The following is a 17,372-nucleotide window of genomic DNA, read 5'->3' on the forward strand; positions in this document are numbered from 1 at the left end:
GGGAAAACGATGAATGTAGGACGCGTTACCCAAGTTATGGGTCCGGTTGTTGACGTTAAATTTGAAAACGGACATCTTCCAAAGATCTATAACGCACTAAGAATCGATGACAAAGCGTCAGGCAAAAGCCTTACTCTTGAAGTAGCCCTTCATTTAGGCGATGATGCAGTCCGCACAGTTGCGATGTCTTCAACTGATGGATTAACACGCGGTGCTGAAACTGTAGATACAGGAGCTGCAATTTCTGTTCCTGTAGGAGATGTAACTCTTGGACGTGTTTTCAACGTATTAGGCGAAAACATCGACCTTGCTGAACCTCTTGCAGCTGATGTAAGAAAAGATCCAATCCACAGACAAGCACCTACTTTTGAAAATCTTTCTACTGAAGTAGAGATTTTGGAAACAGGAATTAAAGTAGTAGACCTTCTTGCTCCTTACATCAAGGGCGGAAAAATCGGTCTATTCGGCGGTGCGGGTGTTGGTAAAACAGTTCTTATCCAGGAACTTATCAATAACATCGCTCAAGAGCATGGCGGTATTTCTGTATTTGCCGGCGTTGGAGAGCGTACTCGTGAAGGAAATGACCTTTTCTACGAGATGACTGATTCTGGCGTTATCAAGAAAACAGCCATGGTATTCGGACAGATGAATGAACCGCCTGGTGCACGTATGCGTGTTGCTTTGACTGGTTTGACAATGGCTGAATATTTCCGTGACGAACAAGGACAGGACGTACTGTTCTTCATCGATAACATCTTCCGTTTCACACAAGCAGGTTCAGAGGTTTCTGCCCTTCTAGGCCGTATGCCTTCAGCGGTTGGTTACCAGCCTACACTTGCTACAGAAATGGGACAATTGCAAGAGCGCATCACATCTACAAACGTAGGATCTGTAACATCCATCCAAGCGATTTACGTTCCTGCGGATGACTATACTGACCCGGCTCCGGCAACTACTTTCGCTCACTTGGATGCAACAACTAACCTTGAGCGTAAGCTTTCTGAAATGGGTATCTATCCAGCGGTTGACCCGTTAGCATCTTCTTCTCGTGCACTATCTCCAGAAGTAGTAGGCACAGAGCATTATGCAGTAGCACGTGAAGTTCAATCGACTTTACAGCGCTATAAAGAACTTCAGGATATCATTGCGATCCTGGGTATGGATGAACTGAACGATGAGGAAAAATTAATTGTTTCCCGCGCTCGTAAAATTCAAAACTTCTTATCACAAAACTTCCACGTGGCTGAGCAGTTCACTGGTCAAAAAGGTTCATATGTTCCTGTTAAGGAAACAATCACTGGATTCAGAGCAATCCTTGACGGCAAATATGATGACCTTCCAGAAGATGCTTTCCGTCTAGTGGGAAGAATTGAAGAAGTTGTTGAAAAAGCAAAACAAATGGCTTAACAAAGGGACCAAGGAGGGTATGAAATGAAGACCATAAAAGTCAGTGTTGTTACTCCCGATGGCCCAGTATATGATGCAGAAGTTGAAATGGTAAGCACAAAGGCAAAAAGCGGCGAACTAGGAATTATGGCTGGCCATATTCCAATGGTTGCGCCCCTGCAAATAGGTTCGGTCCGATTGAAAAATGAAGGCCATACAGACCTTATTGCTGTAAATGGCGGCTTCCTTGAAGTCCGTCCTGATGTGGTGACTATTCTGGCTCAAACTGCTGAAAGAGCTGAAACTATCGATTTAGCCCGGGCACAGGCCGCAAAGGCTAGAGCTGAGCAAAGATTGCAGGACAGCACAGATGCAATAGATGCAAAACGTGCAGAGCTTGCTTTAAAGCGCGCAGTTAACCGGATTAATATTGCAGAACGCAATTTTTAAGCAAAAGGCACATTCCTTACTTAAGGGAATGTGCCTTTTTTTGTTTGGCTGTTTTCGTAAACTTTGTTGCTATGGAACAAGGGGGTGATTTCCGCTCCAGGATGCTCGCTTTCCGCGGGGCGTGCGCTGAGCCTCCTCGACTTGCGTCTGCGGGGTCTCACCTGTCACGCTGATCCCGCAGGAGTCTCCGCACCTTCCGCTCCAATCAACCAGCTATAACAATGGAATTGCCTCGAGAACTATTTAACAATCTTTAAGAAAAGAGCCTTTTGCATTAATCTAAATTCTGATCGTGTTTTGTTTGAAAGCCTGGGACTTAAGTACAGCACTTTATGCCGTTTGGCTCTAATGAACCGGAATTTGGCTCTAATCAGCCTGGATTTCGCTCGAATGGGCAGAGATTTGGCTCGAATCAGGCTGAATTTAATACTATTTACCATTTTTATGGAAATTATAACACTAAAAAAGGGGTAATCCTTATATATTTTGATCTAAATAGAGCCATTTTCTTTATTTAAGGCTCTTTTCTTTAAGCTTGTTATTTGTTATGTGAGGCTTTCTTTATGTCAAGTACGGTTGATTGGAGCGAGCATCCTGGAGTGGAAATCAGCCACCTTGTTTTATAGCAACAAAATGTTTGTATGCTGCCTTAAGAAAGAATTTAATGATTAGAAGACACAATCGACACATTACCGTTTCGATGTTATAATGATAGCGTTTACATAATAAGAAATAATAGAATAATCAATCATTTTAAAACCGCATATGGGCTTGGAAAGGAACATATATTGTAATTGGACAGAAAAGAGCCGGCATTCAGTTTGTTTAATCGTCAATGAACGGCCAAAAAGGCGAGCAGACTTCATCTTCGTTGACAGCCACCCGCAGCCTTAACTTTGAACATGGGGGATAGCTATGGGAGATTTGCATATATACCAAAACAACTATTTAATAGTCACCGCGTTTTTATGTTTAGGAATCTTACTTCCTGTCATCGCTCTGTTTTTAGGAAAACTGCTGCGGCCCAATAAGCCTAATAAAATTAAAAATACGACATATGAAAGCGGAATGGAGCCGTTTCATGATTCCAGGGTACAATTTAATGTCAGGTATTATATATTCGGCCTGATGTTTGTTATTTTCGATGCAGAAACTGTTTTTCTTTACCCATGGGCTGTTGCATATAATAAGCTTGGAATATTTGCTCTTATTGAAATGTTTATCTTTACGGCCATGTTAGCCATTGGTTTAATTTATGCCTGGAAAAAGAAGGTGCTGAAATGGACTTAAATGCTGAGGGTATTTCACAAGAAGAGATGAATGAATTGAAAAGAAGCGTGTTTTTATCCACGCTGGAGCAAGTAAAGGCCTGGGCCAGGAGCAATTCTTTATGGCCAATGACATTTGGACTTGCCTGCTGTGCGATTGAAATGATGGGTGTAGGTTCTTCTCATTATGATCTTGACCGGTTTGGCTCTTTTTTTCGCACCTCCCCAAGACAGTCTGATGTGATGATCGTTTCCGGGACTGTCACAAAGAAAATGGCCCCCATCTTAAGGCGGTTATATGACCAGATGCCTGAACCTAAATGGGTCATCAGCATGGGGTCCTGTGCCACTGCAGGAGGCCCATATGTCCGCTCTTATTCCGTGGTAAAAGGCGTTGATCAAATTGTCCCGGTCGATGTATACATCCCAGGCTGCCCGCCTAATCCGGCCGCACTCATATATGGAATCAACAAGCTGAAAGAGAAAATCCGCTATGAGGCAAAAACCGGGAAGAAGGTGATTTAAATGAGCGAAGATAAAAGTCCCGAACAAATAAAAAAAGAAGCAGCAGCTGCAGCAAAAGCAGCCGCCCTGGCTAAGAGGAAGGAAAGAGAACAAGCAACAGATGCCCCCGTGCCAGAGGAGGACAAAGCGAAGAAGAAAGCAGAAGCAGCAGCTGCAGCAAAAGCAGCCGCCCTGGCTAAGAGGAAGGAAAGAGAACAAGCAACAGATGCCCCCGTGCCAGAGGAGGACAAAGCGAAGAAGAAAGCAGAAGCAGCCGCTGCAGCAAAAGCAGCCGCCCTGGCCAAGAGGAAGGAAAGAGAACAAGCAACAGATGCCCCCGTGCCAGAGGAGGACAAAGCGAAGAAGAAGGCAGAAGCAGCCGCTGCAGCAAAAGCAGCCGCCCTGGCTAAAAGGAAGGAAAGAGAGCAAGCATCAGATGCTGCAGCGCCGGAGGAGGACAAAGCAAAGAAGAAGGCAGAAGCAGCCGCTGCAGCAAAAGCAGCCGCCATAGCCAAGAGGCAGGAGAAGGAAGCTGTGCAGAACAGCGGAGACGGAGATGAGGCTATCAAACAAAAGGCCCTTGCAGCCGCTAAAGCAAAAGCTGCTGCAGCAGCAAAGGCGAAAGCGGCAGCACTAGCCAAACAAACAAGAAGTGAAACAGCCGGAAATGATACCGAAAAAACAAAAGCAATAGCTGCAGCAAAGGCAAAGGCGGCAGCAGCGGCAAAAGCAAAGCTGAAAGAAAAAGAACGCACATCCAATGAAACAGCCCCAGAAATAGAAAAGCCATCAAGAAATTTGCCCCTTCTTAAGGAATATGTAAGCACGATCGAAAGCCAGCTAGGCGAACATGCTTTGGAAGATTCCTATATTAATCAGCTATCGAAAGAAGTACCTACATTGATAGCTGCCCGCCATACATATTTTCAAGTTGCCGAATTACTGAAAAACCATGAATCAATGTGCTTTGATTACTTATCGGAGCTGCATGGAACAGACTATGAAACACACATGGAAATATACGTTCATCTTTATTCCTTTAAATACAGGAGATCCGTTGCCCTCAAGGTAAAGCTTGACCGTGGAAATCCCGCTGCAGATTCGCTTGTGCCGCTATGGCAGGGGGCGAATTGGCCGGAATGTGAGGCCTATGATCTGCTGGGCATTACATTTAACCAGCATCCAGACCTCAAGAGGATTTTACTCGGAGAGGATTGGGTCGGCCATCCGCTCAGAAAAGACTATGAACCTTTTGATGTGGAGGTGTAGCATGATCCGGACAGAAGAAATGCTGCTTAATGTCGGTCCCCAGCACCCCAGTACACATGGAGTTTTCAGGCTCGTGATAAAGATCGAGGGAGAAACCATAAAAGAAGCAACGCCGGTTATCGGATATCTTCACCGCGGGACAGAGAAGATTGCTGAAGACCTTCAATATACACAGATTATTCCCTATACGGACCGGATGGATTACCTGGCCGCCATGACGAACAACTATGTATTATGCCATGCAGTTGAGACCATGATGAACATCGAAATTCCAGACAGGGCGGAATACCTGCGTGTCCTTGCCATGGAGCTTGGGCGGATTGCAAGCCATTTAGTATGGTGGGGAACCTATCTGCTTGATATCGGTGCCACCAGCCCGTTTTTATATGCCTTCCGTGAACGTGAAATGATTGTGAACATGCTTAATGAGCTCTCAGGTGCACGCCTCACCTTTAATTATATGCGGGTGGGCGGTGTAAAGTGGGATGCCCCTGAAGGCTGGATTGAAAAGGTCAGGGATTTTGTCCCGTATATGAGGAAACAGCTGAAAGGGTACCATGAGCTTGTGACAGGCAATGAAATCTTCATGAACAGGGTGAAGGGGATTGGTGTTTATTCAAAGGAAGATGCCATCAATTATTCCTTGAGCGGAGCCAATTTAAGATGCACCGGCGTAAAGTGGGACCTGCGCAAAGATGAACCGTATTCCATTTATGACCGTTTTGATTTTGACATTCCGGTAAGAGAAGATGGTGATGCATGGTCCAGATATCATTGCAGGATGGAAGAAATAGAAGAGTCCCTTAAAATCATAGAGCAATGCGCAGAACAGTTTCCAAAAGACGGACCTATACTGGCCAAGGTGCCAAAGATCATCAAAGCGCCAAAGGGAGAGGCGTTTGTAAGAATAGAATCACCCAGGGGGGAGATTGGCTGCTATATTGCAAGCGAGGGAAAAAAGGAGCCTTACCGCCTAAAGTTCAGGCGGCCGTCTTTTTATAATCTGCAGATGCTGCCAAAGCTTTTGAAGGGCGAAAATATGGCAAACATGATCGCTATATTGGGCGCGATTGATATTGTGCTTGGAGAGGTGGACGGCTGATGATCCATGAACTGCTGCAAAAAGCGCCGAGTCTCATGAATTTTGCAATCTTCTTTCTGCTGGCCCTCATTTTTCTGTTTGTTGTTCTCGGATTTGTCACCTATGCCATTCTGTCCGAGCGAAAAATAATGGGGCTTATGCAGATGCGCATCGGACCTAATCAGGTAGGCGGAAGATGGGGGCTCCTGCAGACGGCTGCTGATGTCCTCAAACTATTGATCAAGGAAGATACCATACCCAAGCTTGCAGACCGGCCTCTGTTTATTCTGGCGCCAGTCATCGCCTTTGCCCCTTCCTTTATGGTGATAGCCGCAATCCCGTTCACCAGCCGGCTGCAGTTTGCCGATATGGGAGTTGGCCTGCTATATTATGTCGCGCTATCAGGAATTACCACAGTCGGAGTGGTCTCGGCCGGCTGGGCTTCAAACAATAAATATGCCCTGATTGGCGGCATGCGTGCAGCAGCCCAAATGATTTCCTATGAAATTCCGCTGGTGATGTCTCTTGTGGGTGTCATCATGCTTGCCGGGAGCCTAAACCTGAATGATATCGTCCATGCCCAGGCTGGGCTATGGTACATCATTAAACAGCCGATTGCCTTCATTATCTTCATGATTTGTGCTGTTGCTGAACTGAACCGGGTTCCATTCGACCTGCCTGAAGCTGAATCAGAGCTTGTGGCAGGCTATCATGTTGAATATTCAGGGTTCCGCTGGGCGTTTTTCATGCTTTCTGAATATGTGTATATGTTTGCCATGGCAGCATTGACGACGGTTTTATTTCTCGGCGGATGGCATGCACTTCCGTTCCTCCATTTCATTCCGGGAGTGATATGGTTCGGGTTGAAATTCAGTGCAGTCATCTATCTGTTAATTTGGATCCGGGTCACTTTCCCCCGCCTTCGTGCAGATCAGCTGATGGAGTTTGGATGGAAAGTTCTGCTGCCGATTGCGCTGGCAAACATATTCCTGACAGCTCTGGCCAAGGAGTTATATAAACTGCTATAAAGTAAAACCTCCAAGCAGGATATGATCCCGCCGAGGGGATGAAAAAATAGCCATAGGAAGCGAGGGACGATAGATGATTGGATTAGCCAAAGGACTGAAATACACTCTTCAAAACCTGACCCGGAAAAAGGTGACGTATGATTACCCTAATGAACCGCTGCCGCTGCCTGACCGTTTTCGCGGCATACAAAAGTTTTATCCGGAAAAGTGCATTGTCTGTAATCAGTGCGTCACGATTTGTCCGACAGACTGCATCCAATTAACAGGCAAGAAACACCCTGATCCAAATAAGAAAGGCAAGATCATCGATACCTATGATATCAATTTCGAGATCTGCATTTTATGCGATTTATGTACAGAAGTCTGCCCGACAGAAGCAATCGTCATGACCAATAATTTTGAACTGGCTGCATATAGCCGGGATGATCTTTTTAAGAATCTGGAGTGGCTTGATGAAAATGATGAAAATATCCGGCAGGTGAATAAGGCATGAGTCTTTCAGGAGAGCTTGCTGCATTCATTGTGCTTGCCATCATCGCTGTCGGCGGGGGGGTTTTTCTAATCAATCTGACAAAAGTGGTTCATATGGTGGCGGCCCTGGTTTTTTCCTTTATCAGCATAGCAGGTATTTATATCCTGCTTTCAGCGGAATTTGTTGCCTCGGTCCAAATTCTGATTTATTCAGGGGCGGTGACAATCATCATGCTGTTCGGCATTATGCTGACCCGCCATAATGATGCCGAAGTCCAGCGAATGGGCAAGGGGCGCAAAATTCTTCTTCTTTTCTCGCTTGCCGGATTTGCTTTTGCTGTGTATATGGGCATCTACCGTCTGGAAATTCCGGCACAGCCAAATACGCTTCATATTTCAAATACAGAACAAATCGGAAAAGCCCTATATTCAAAAAATGTCATACCTTTTGAAATAACCTCTGTCCTTTTGCTGGTCGCATTGGTTGGAGCAATCGTACTTGCAAGAAAAGATGAGGAAGAAAAGGAGGATGCCAAGTCATGACCTCTGTACCGCTTTCTGCTTATCTGGCGCTGGCATTGGCCCTATTTTGTATTGGACTATACGGGGCTCTGACGAAGAGAAATACCGTCATTGTCCTAATCTCAATCGAGTTGATGATGAATGCAGTAAATATCAATCTGGTGGCATTCAGTAAATTAGGTGTCACTCCGTCCATAACAGGACAGGTATTTTCATTGTTTACAATCACGGTTGCTGCCGCTGAAGCAGCTGTCGGCCTTGCCATTTTGATGGCTCTTTACAGGAATCGCCAATCTGTGAATATGGAAGATAACAGCTCGATGAAGCACTGATTTTTTACAGAATTGAAGCTCACAGCATGCTTAAAAGATGCTGGCATGCAGAGAAGGAGATTTGATACGATGATGGAATTTGCATGGCTGATCCCGCTGTTCCCCCTAGTCTCTTTTGTGTTTCTTCTCCTATTCGGAAACGTTATGAAGGGAAAAGCGGCATATATCGGTATCTTTTTAACTCTTTTTTCCTTAATCCTTTCACTTCTGGTGCTGTTTGACCGGTTTCACTCGCCATCATACAAGGCGTCAGCAGAATGGCTGGCGATTGGGGAAATTACAATAGACACCGGGTTTACCGTGAATCAGCTGAATGCCTTAATGCTGGTGATTGTGTCCCTGGTCAGTTTGCTTGTGCAGGTCTATTCAAAAGGATACATGAACGGGGACCAGCGTTTTTCTGTGTTCTACTCTTACCTGGGACTGTTTACATTTGCCATGCTCGGGCTGGTCATTTCGCCCAATCTGCTTCAGCTCTATATGTTTTGGGAGCTTGTCGGGCTTGGGTCCTTTCTTTTAATCGGTTTTTATTTTCAAAAAGAAGAAGCAAAGCAGGCAGCAAAAAAGGCTTTCATCATGACAAGAATCGGGGATGTGGGCTTGTTAATCGGGATTCTTCTATTATTCTGGCAAACACACAGCTTCAGCTTCGATGTAATTTTTGACGCAGTCCAGACTGGCGGCATTTCTTCCGGAATGGTAACTATTATTTCCATTTTGATTTTCATTGGAGCGGTTGGGAAATCAGGCCAGTTTCCGCTGCATAGCTGGCTCCCTGATGCGATGGAGGGACCGACACCGGTATCGGCACTGATACACGCCGCCACCATGGTAGCGGCTGGCGTGTACCTGGTCGCGACAATGTTTCCATTTTTCTCGGGCAGCGAAACAGCGATGTCGGCGGTTGCTGTTACTGGAGGATTTACCGCTATTTTTGCAGCATCCATTGCGCTTGTCCAAAAGGATATCAAACGTATCCTCGCTTACTCGACGATATCGCAGCTGGGCTACATGATGCTTGCCCTTGGAACGTCTGGCTACACGGCAGGCATCTTTCATTTAATGACGCATGCCTTCTTTAAAGCACTTCTGTTCCTTGCTGCCGGAAGCGTCATACACGCTGTACATACTCAGGATATCGAGAAAATGGGAGGCTTATGGAGAAAGATGAAGCTGACAGGGCCGCTGTTCCTGATTGGCACACTCTCCATATCTGGTGTACCGCTTTTCTCGGGATTTTTCAGTAAAGACGAAATCCTTGCCTCAGCCTGGGCAGGCGGACATGATGTACTATTTTGGCTGGCCCTGGTTACTGCCTTTTTAACATCCTTTTACATGTTTCGGCTGTTTTTTAGGGTGTTTGCAGGCTCTGCGAGAAGTGAACGTGAAAGCATTCAGGAATCTCCGGCCAGCATGACAGGGCCGATGATGATTCTTGGAATCCTGGCTGTGGGGAGCGGATATGTGAATACCCCCTGGTTTGGTTCATTTCTTGGAGACTGGCTGGTCAAAGGGAATACTTCCCTGCCTGGCCCGGGTCATATAGAAGCTCCAAGCTGGATCATGATTGCAGGAGCCGCTGTTTCCCTGTGCGGAATTTTGCTTGCATACCTGATTTACGGAAACCGCTCGATTTCGAGAAACTGGCTGATGAATGCGGACTCGCCTATTTTCCAGACGTTATTCAATAAATTTTTTATCGATGAAATCTATTTCTTTTCCATCGGCATGGCGGTAAAAGGAATCAGTTTATTCCTTTCGGGATTTGAGCGTTTCATCCTGGGAGGGCTTGCCGGAGGCGTGGCAGGTGCCGTGCATAGTCTGGGGAAAAGCGGCTCTAAGCTTCAAACGGGCCATGTTCAGCTATACGGCACCATTGCCTTCTTTTGTATAGCCGCCATCATGGTGATTTACGCTTTGACGGGAGGCTATATTCTATGAGTGTTCTTTTCCTGACCATCCTTATATTTTCACCCTTACTTGGCATTGTGCTGCTGCTTCTCTGGCCGGCTGATGAGGAACGAATGATTAAATGGATTGGGGTTTTTGGTACCATTCCAGCTCTTGTTTTGGCATGTTATTTGTACTTACAATATCGCTGGGGTACAGACCTATCCAGGTTTTCCATAGATACGGACTGGCTGAAATTTGGGAATCTGAAGCAGTATGGACCTGATTTTTTTGCTGTACATTATGAGCTGGCAGTAGATGGCCTGTCCCTTGTCATGCTGCTTTTGACGGCAGTACTTTGTACAATGGGTGCAATAGCCTCTCTTTCTATTAAAAGCGAATGGAAAGGATACTTCCTTCTCTTTCTGCTGTTAGAGATAGGGATGCTCGGTGTCTTTACAGCTCAAAATCTGGTTCTGTTTTTTATCTTCTTTGAAATCACACTGATTCCGATGTTCTTCCTGATTGGAAAGTGGGGATTTCTTCATAAAGAAAAAGCTGCGTACAGCTTCTTGATTTATAACGGAATCGGTTCAGCCATTCTGCTGATTGTTATCATGATTTTATTTGCCAAAACAGGCACTACAAATATTGAGTACTTAAAAAGTGTGATGACAGCCGGCAGTGAAGCACCCTATATGCCGATATCTCAAGCTTTGAAGAATGGCTTATTTTTTGCGCTGCTGATTGCATTCGGCATTAAATTGCCGATATTTCCTTTACACGGCTGGATGGTTAAGGTCCACGTCCAGGCGCCGCCTTCGGTTGTGATGCTTCATGCCGGAGTGCTGCTGAAAATAGGCGCCTATGGACTGATCCGGTTTGGAATGGGAATCTTCCCGGAACAATTTGAAAAGTGGGCGTATCTAATAGGGATACTGGGTGTGATCAATATTCTTTACGGTGCCTTTTTAGCTTTGATACAGTCAGATTTTAAAAAGGTGCTGGCATATTCATCCGTTTCTCATATGGGAATTGTACTGATCGGACTTGCTGCTTTGAATGAAGCGGGGATTCAAGGCGCTATTTTCCAGGTTGTTTCACACGGATTGATCGCTGCACTGTTATTTTTCCTGGTGGGTGTTATGCATATGAGGAGCTCTTCCCCGTCCCTGATTGAACTTAGCGGGCTGGGTAAGAAAATGCCGCGGATATCCGGCTTATTGCTTGCAGGCGGCATGGCTTCGCTCGGACTTCCAGGCATGTCCGGCTTCATTAGCGAATTTACGGCTTTTCTGGGGATATTTAAGGTATATCCGGTGCTTGCATCGGCAGGAGCCCTTGGGATCATCTTAACTGCCGTTTATATTTTACGGGCTGTTCTGCACATTACGTTCGGTAAAAATGAATCCGGAATCCTGCCATCCTCAGAAGACATAAAGGGTATTGAAATGACGCCTGTAATCATACTGCTCGGACTGATTGTCTTGATCGGTGTGTATCCGGCGGTATTAAGCGGTCCATTGCAAACGGCACTGGATACAATTTTGTTAGGGATAGGGAGCTGAGGGGAAATGGATATGCACACAATGCTTTCGTATGACTGGAGGCTCATGCTTCCGGAATTTATCATTCTTGCTGCTGCTGTCATTCTCTCCCTGCTCGATTTATTTTTGCCTGGACGTTTAAGCAGGAGGCCGCTTGCGTGGATTGGGATTGCCGGAATTCTCCTGTCGCTGCTTTCGCTTATTGGTTTGATGGATGAAAAAGAAGCGGGCATTCTGTATGATACGTTCCGGCTGGATTCCTTCTCGAAAGCATTTAAGCTTTTATTGCTAAGCGGTGGCGCCATGGTCATGCTTTTAGCAGAAAGCTATCATCCCAAGGAAGGAATGAAGGAATATCGGGGAGAATTTTATTATCTTTTTTTAACAGGGCTTCTCGGGGCAATGATGATGGCGTCAAGCGGCGATTTAATCACCCTGTTTACAGGGCTTGAACTGTTGTCGGTTTCTTCCTATATCCTTGCAGGGATGAGGAAAAAACACTTGCCATCTAATGAGGCAGCCATGAAGTATATTATCAGCGGCAGCATTGCTACAGCCATTACCCTGTTTGGAATGAGCTATTTATATGGCTTGACGGGTACAACTAATCTAATAAAGATGGGCTCGCATATGGCGAATCTGGCAAACAGCCAATTTCTATATTTAATTGGGCTTGCCTTTTTTATGATTGTTGGCGGCCTGTCTTTTAAACTGGCTTCCGCGCCTTTTCACATGTGGGCTCCGGATGTGTATGAAGGATCGGCGGCACCTGTCACAGCCTTTTTAAGCACCATTTCAAAAACAGCAGGCTTTGTCATTTTAATAAGACTTATTTGGACACTATTTTTTCATGCCCCCGGAGACGAGCTTGGTGCCCAGACTTTTCTGGAGAAAAACAATGTGTATCTATCACTGCTCGCGGCACTGTCGATTATTATCGGAAATGTAACAGCACTAAGGCAGCGGAACATCAAACGCTTATTTGGATATTCAAGCATCGCCCATGCAGGATATCTGCTTGTTTCAATTGTCTCGATAGGTGCACAGCCATTCTTCTATGATGCAACATGGTTTTATCTGCTAGCTTACTTGCTGATGAATATGGGCGCCTTTGCAGTCATTCAGATAATAACCGTCCATACTGGATCAGAAGACATTTCCTCTCTAGCCGGGTTATATAAGCGTTCTCCCTGGCTCGCTTGTACCATGGCTGTTTTCATTCTTTCTCTGGCCGGAATCCCCGGTACGGCCGGTTTCATCGGAAAGGTGTATATCTTCATGGGCGCTTTCTCCGATCAGCCTGCACATTATGTACTGGCTTCCATCTTAATTGGAGGCACCATCGTTTCTTATATCTACTATTTTGGCATCATGACCCAAATGTTCTTCAGGCCAGTGCACAAAAACCCGGTGCCTAAGGTTCCCGCAGGAATTATCGTGGTACTCGTACTCTGCGTGACTGGGACAATATTGTTTGGTGTGGCTCCTAATCTTGCTATAAATCTGCTGAAATGAAGGAGCGCGGGATAGTTTAAAAGGAGTTAACCCTGTGGACTAGTGGAGGAGTTCACTAGAAAGCTGGATGGAATAGAAGCGGATGTAACATGGCTGCTTCAAAATCCTTATGACGCCACAAAGGAACCTTGAAAATAAGGTTCTTTTTTTGTGCCTCAGAAGGGAATCCTTTTCCGGAGGATTTTTGTACAAATTGTGTCTAAATTAAGAATAATTGATTGATACTTTAGATGCATTCTTCCTTTTTAATTCCAAATTTAATTGTGATCTATGCTAAAATGGTTATGAGTGTATTATAGGAGGTATTTATGTTTACAGATATTGGACAGCAGGCCTTAACGGGTATTGTGGTGCATCTTTTTTTTATTGCCATAACTTGGTGGGCGCTTCAGGCGCTGAACTTTGATAAGCTATTAAGATCGAATTCAGTTTTGAAGGCCAGGGTCCTGTACATATTGCTGACCATTGCAATAGGATCAGCCGTAAGCAAGTTTTTCCTGGATTATCTCGTATTTTCAAATCAGCTTCCTTTCATGTTTCATCAGGGATAAGGACTATTATATGCAGTTCTGTTTAATGTTTCTTCTTGTGAAGGTTGTAACAACCGTAAAAGCGATGTATAGTTTGTCTATTGCATGTGTCGATAACTGACGAGAAAAACTTAGTATGTGCACACTCTCTTTATGGAAAACATAGAAATAAAGAGAGGGGCTAATGCCATGAAATATCAATTTAAAAAATTGTTGCCATACATAGGTGTTCTGGGTTTGATTATGTTTTTGTTTGGGAATAGTACGATTAGCACAAAAGCGGAACCAGATATCGTCAAAATGACCGGACTTTTACAGCAGGAAAAGAGCATGCATATCGAGGATTGGTCTGTTTATGCCAGAGAAAGAATGAAGGGGATTGCGACTGAATCTGAATTTAATTATGAAGTAGAAAAATTAAAGAAAATCTCTCCTGATTTTCAATGGAAAAAAGAAGGAGACAAACAGAGCTGGAAGGCTTCAGCAACTTTTGAACATGTCGAAAACGGTCTAGTAGAGTCTATTAATCTCATGACTACCCACGGAAAAACAAATCAGGTTACGTATATAATATATGAGGTGAAGGGCTCCGTCTGGAAAAAGGATTATGCATCTTTTTTGAAAACACCATTTCAAAAAAGGATTCATGACATTTTTCGAGGAAATCCTTCAATATTCTCTTGTGTAAAGGGTCATTTCAGTGATACTATTGATAAGGTTTTACCCTTAGAAATCACAAGATTATTAGACTTATTTCAAGCAAAGGAAATTGAACATGTAAAAGAGCAAAATTTTATTTCTGTAACTGGACACACAAATGTGTTCAAGCAATCATTGACTAGTGAACATATGAATTTGCAGCTTGCTTTAAGAACAGAAGGATTGGGCGGAAAAACCAGCTTTACAGTTGGCACACCCATCATCACGTTTGAATATTAATATAGAGAAATTGGACGCGGAGGGGAATACTTTTGGAAAAAATCATCGTCCGCGGCGGAACTAGGCTAAGCGGGACAGTTAAAGTAGAAGGCGCAAAAAACGCCGTATTGCCAGTTATCGCTGCAACATTATTAGCAAGTGATGGGAAAAGTATCATTAAAGACGTTCCCACACTCTCCGATGTATATACAATAAATGAAGTATTGCGCAACTTGAATGCAGAGGTTGCCTTTCAAAATAATGAAATCACTGTAGATGCATCTAGAGAGTTATTGGATGAAGCACCATTTGAATATGTGCGCAAAATGCGGGCTTCCGTGCTTGTAATGGGTTCATTATTAGCAAGGAACGGCCGTGCCCGCGTTGCTTTGCCCGGAGGATGTGCAATTGGATCACGCCCCATCGATCAGCATTTAAAAGGCTTTGAAGCAATGGGAGCAAGTGTTAAAGTCGGAAATGGCTTTATCGAAGCTGAGGTAAACGGAAGATTAAAAGGTGCACGTGTATACCTGGACTTCCCGAGTGTTGGCGCTACTGAAAATATCATGATGGCCGCTACTCTTGCTGAAGGAACAACCATTCTTGAAAATGTAGCAAAAGAACCTGAAATTGTAGACCTTGCAAACTTCCTGAATGCAATGGGAGCAAAAGTTAAGGGTGCAGGTACAGGAACCCTTAAAATTGAAGGTGTAGATAAATTATACGGTGCTGAGCATAACATTATTCCAGACCGCATTGAAGCTGGAACATTTATGGTTGCTGCGGCTCTAACAGGCGGAGATGTTGTCGTGCAGGGGGCAATGCCTGAGCACATGACTTCTTTGATTGCGAAATTGGAAGAAATGGGAGTTTCTATTGAAGATGTAGGCGAAGGGCTTCGTGTTATCGGGCCAGAAAAGCTTAAGGCTGTTGATATCAAAACAATGCCGCATCCAGGATTCCCGACAGATATGCAATCACAGATGATGGCATTATTGCTTCGCGCTGAAGGAACAAGCATGATTACAGAAACGGTATTTGAGAACCGTTTTATGCATGTTGAGGAATTCCGCCGCATGAATGCTGACGTTAAGATTGAAGGGCGTTCTGTTATCATTAATGGACCGTCTGATCTGCAGGGTGCTGAAGTGGCTTCCACTGATTTGCGTGCAGCTGCATCTTTAATCCTGACTGGCCTTGTCGCTGAAGGAATCACTCGTGTGACAGAGCTTAAGCATCTGGACCGCGGATATGTTAATTTCCACGGCAAGCTTGCATCTCTTGGTGCAGACATCGAACGTGTTCAAGACGAAACGGAAACAGGCAGCGAAACAATCGCCGCTGATTTGAACGCTTAATCAGAAATAATCCGCATAGGATTGCATGGGGCCAGTTCCCGTTTCAGTATGACTGCTGAAACGGGAACTGGCCCTTTTGCTTTCAAGCAGGAGGTTTTATAAACCTGCAGGAATCATCGAAAGGCTGTCATAAATGCTTGTCCAATCCCATACATTTTTATAGAATACCTGCCAGAGCACGAGATTCTATAGAGCAGAAAATGCATAGGGAGGACCGCCAATCTTGAAAGCCATTAAACCGTTCATCGCACTTTTTATTGCAGCTGCATTTGTACTAATCATGGTTCCAGCACTCCTTGTACTGCCTTTCTCCATTAAGGAGGAAAATGGCAGGTTATCACAGCATGTAGACGGGCAAGTCAGGCATGAAGGAAAGAAGGTGAACGCCATTTCAGAACCTGCTATAGAGGTTTCCGTATACCGGGCACAATCCAGGCAAATTCAGAAATTTCCGCTCGAATCCTATGTTGCAGGCGTAGTGGCAGCTGAAATGCCAGCCGATTTTAAAATAGAAGCGCTTAAGGCCCAGGCACTGACAGCCAGAACGTATATCGTAAATCAGCTGATGACTCATGATAAAGCTGGCTTGCCGGACGGCGCTGATGTTTCAGATACAATAAAACATCAGGTGTTCAGAAATGACGAAGAATTAAAAAAAGAATGGGGCTCCCAGTACAAAGATAAATTGAGTAAAATAACAAAGGCAGTTGCAGCAACAAGCGGGCAGATCCTGACCTACAACGGCAAGCCCATACAGGCACTGTTTTTTTCAACAAGTAATGGCTATACAGAAAACTCAGAGGATTACTGGTCCAGTTCTATCCCTTATTTAAAAAGTGTATCAAGCCCATGGGATAAGTCATCTCCTAAGTTTTATTATAAAAAGACCATTCCAGTATCCGAATTCGAACGGAAGCTCGGCATCCATTTGTCTTCCGGGAATGCAATAGGCACAGTTACTAAACGGACTCCTGGAAAGAGGGTCGGAACCGTTGACTTCGGAAATAAAAAATTGACAGGAAAGCAGATCCGGGAGACCCTCGATCTGAAATCTTCAGATTTTGAATGGGTCCGAAAAGGCAGCGACATTGTCATTACCACAAAGGGATTTGGCCATGGAGTGGGGATGAGCCAATATGGAGCAAATGGCATGGCAGAGCAGGGCAAAGATTATAAATCTATTGTCAAGTATTATTACCGGGGTGTGGAAATACAATCATCAAACAATCTTCTTCATACATTAACGGCCAGAAAATAAAAAAGAGATGATCACAGCTGATGTGATGTAGTGACCCCTAAAAGT

General features: G+C 44.7%; 17 protein-coding genes. All 17 read left to right on the forward strand.

All coding sequences use genetic code 11. From position 1 onward, the window contains the following. Nucleotides 1-9 precede the first annotated feature (9 nt). Nucleotides 10-1,407: a F0F1 ATP synthase subunit beta gene (atpD, locus tag BIV59_RS08770; RefSeq protein ID WP_071351094.1), complete on the forward strand. Its 1,398-nt coding sequence runs from the start codon at nucleotides 10-12 to the stop codon at nucleotides 1,405-1,407. 24 nt (nucleotides 1,408-1,431) lie between these two features. Continuing rightward, nucleotides 1,432-1,836: a F0F1 ATP synthase subunit epsilon gene (locus tag BIV59_RS08775; RefSeq protein WP_071351095.1), complete on the forward strand. Its 405-nt coding sequence runs from the start codon at nucleotides 1,432-1,434 to the stop codon at nucleotides 1,834-1,836. Nucleotides 1,837-2,751: 915 nt separating this feature from the next. Next, on the forward strand, nucleotides 2,752-3,126 hold the full coding sequence (locus BIV59_RS08780; RefSeq protein ID WP_071351096.1) for an NADH-quinone oxidoreductase subunit A: 375 nt from the start codon (nucleotides 2,752-2,754) through the stop codon (nucleotides 3,124-3,126). Next, complete coding sequence (locus tag BIV59_RS08785) at nucleotides 3,117-3,629, forward strand: NuoB/complex I 20 kDa subunit family protein (protein ID WP_071351097.1); 513 nt, start codon at nucleotides 3,117-3,119, stop codon at nucleotides 3,627-3,629. The genes BIV59_RS08780 and BIV59_RS08785 overlap by 10 nt, the downstream gene beginning before the upstream one ends. Continuing rightward, complete coding sequence (locus tag BIV59_RS08790) at nucleotides 3,630-4,877, forward strand: NADH-quinone oxidoreductase subunit C (protein ID WP_071351098.1); 1,248 nt, start codon at nucleotides 3,630-3,632, stop codon at nucleotides 4,875-4,877. A gap of 1 nt (nucleotide 4,878) precedes the next feature. Continuing rightward, nucleotides 4,879-5,979 carry an NADH-quinone oxidoreductase subunit D gene (locus BIV59_RS08795; RefSeq protein WP_071351099.1) on the forward strand — a complete coding sequence of 367 codons (1,101 nt, stop codon included), beginning with the start codon at nucleotides 4,879-4,881 and terminating at the stop codon, nucleotides 5,977-5,979. Beyond that, nucleotides 5,979-6,986 (forward strand): NADH-quinone oxidoreductase subunit NuoH, encoded by a 1,008-nt coding sequence (nuoH, locus tag BIV59_RS08800; RefSeq protein WP_071351100.1) that lies wholly within the window; start codon nucleotides 5,979-5,981, stop codon nucleotides 6,984-6,986. The genes BIV59_RS08795 and nuoH overlap by 1 nt, the downstream gene beginning before the upstream one ends. Before the next feature lie 73 nt (nucleotides 6,987-7,059). Beyond that, the gene (gene nuoI, locus BIV59_RS08805; RefSeq protein ID WP_071351101.1) at nucleotides 7,060-7,479 is read left to right on the forward strand and encodes an NADH-quinone oxidoreductase subunit NuoI; all 420 of its coding nucleotides are present in this window, start codon (nucleotides 7,060-7,062) and stop codon (nucleotides 7,477-7,479) included. Beyond that, nucleotides 7,476-8,000 carry an NADH-quinone oxidoreductase subunit J gene (locus BIV59_RS08810; protein WP_071351102.1) on the forward strand — a complete coding sequence of 175 codons (525 nt, stop codon included), beginning with the start codon at nucleotides 7,476-7,478 and terminating at the stop codon, nucleotides 7,998-8,000. Before nuoI ends, BIV59_RS08810 begins: the two co-directional genes overlap by 4 nt. Beyond that, entirely contained in the window at nucleotides 7,997-8,311 is a 315-nt protein-coding gene (nuoK, locus tag BIV59_RS08815) for an NADH-quinone oxidoreductase subunit NuoK (protein ID WP_071351103.1), read from the forward strand. Before BIV59_RS08810 ends, nuoK begins: the two co-directional genes overlap by 4 nt. 69 nt (nucleotides 8,312-8,380) lie before the next feature. Beyond that, nucleotides 8,381-10,252, forward strand: a complete 1,872-nt coding sequence (nuoL, locus tag BIV59_RS08820) for an NADH-quinone oxidoreductase subunit L (protein WP_071351104.1) — start codon at nucleotides 8,381-8,383, stop codon at nucleotides 10,250-10,252. Further along, entirely contained in the window at nucleotides 10,249-11,769 is a 1,521-nt protein-coding gene (locus BIV59_RS08825) for a complex I subunit 4 family protein (protein WP_071351105.1), read from the forward strand. The genes nuoL and BIV59_RS08825 overlap by 4 nt, the downstream gene beginning before the upstream one ends. A 6-nt stretch (nucleotides 11,770-11,775) precedes the next feature. Beyond that, complete coding sequence (nuoN, locus tag BIV59_RS08830; RefSeq protein ID WP_071351106.1) at nucleotides 11,776-13,263, forward strand: NADH-quinone oxidoreductase subunit NuoN; 1,488 nt, start codon at nucleotides 11,776-11,778, stop codon at nucleotides 13,261-13,263. Between the two features lie 308 nt (nucleotides 13,264-13,571). Continuing rightward, entirely contained in the window at nucleotides 13,572-13,814 is a 243-nt protein-coding gene (locus BIV59_RS08835) for a DUF1146 family protein (protein WP_071351107.1), read from the forward strand. A gap of 168 nt (nucleotides 13,815-13,982) precedes the next feature. After that, entirely contained in the window at nucleotides 13,983-14,732 is a 750-nt protein-coding gene (locus BIV59_RS08840; RefSeq protein ID WP_071351108.1) for a YwmB family TATA-box binding protein, read from the forward strand. Nucleotides 14,733-14,764: 32 nt separating this feature from the next. Continuing rightward, a complete protein-coding gene (murA, locus tag BIV59_RS08845) occupies nucleotides 14,765-16,069 on the forward strand; it encodes a UDP-N-acetylglucosamine 1-carboxyvinyltransferase (protein WP_071351109.1) in 1,305 nt (434 codons plus the stop codon). 223 nt (nucleotides 16,070-16,292) lie between these two features. Continuing rightward, nucleotides 16,293-17,327, forward strand: coding sequence for a stage II sporulation protein D (spoIID, locus tag BIV59_RS08850; protein WP_481747420.1), 1,035 nt, complete (start codon nucleotides 16,293-16,295; stop codon nucleotides 17,325-17,327). Nucleotides 17,328-17,372: the final 45 nt, after the last annotated feature.

The sequence above is a fragment of the Bacillus sp. MUM 13 genome, assembly GCF_001866725.1.
GTDB lineage: Bacteria > Bacillota > Bacilli > Bacillales > DSM-1321 > Peribacillus.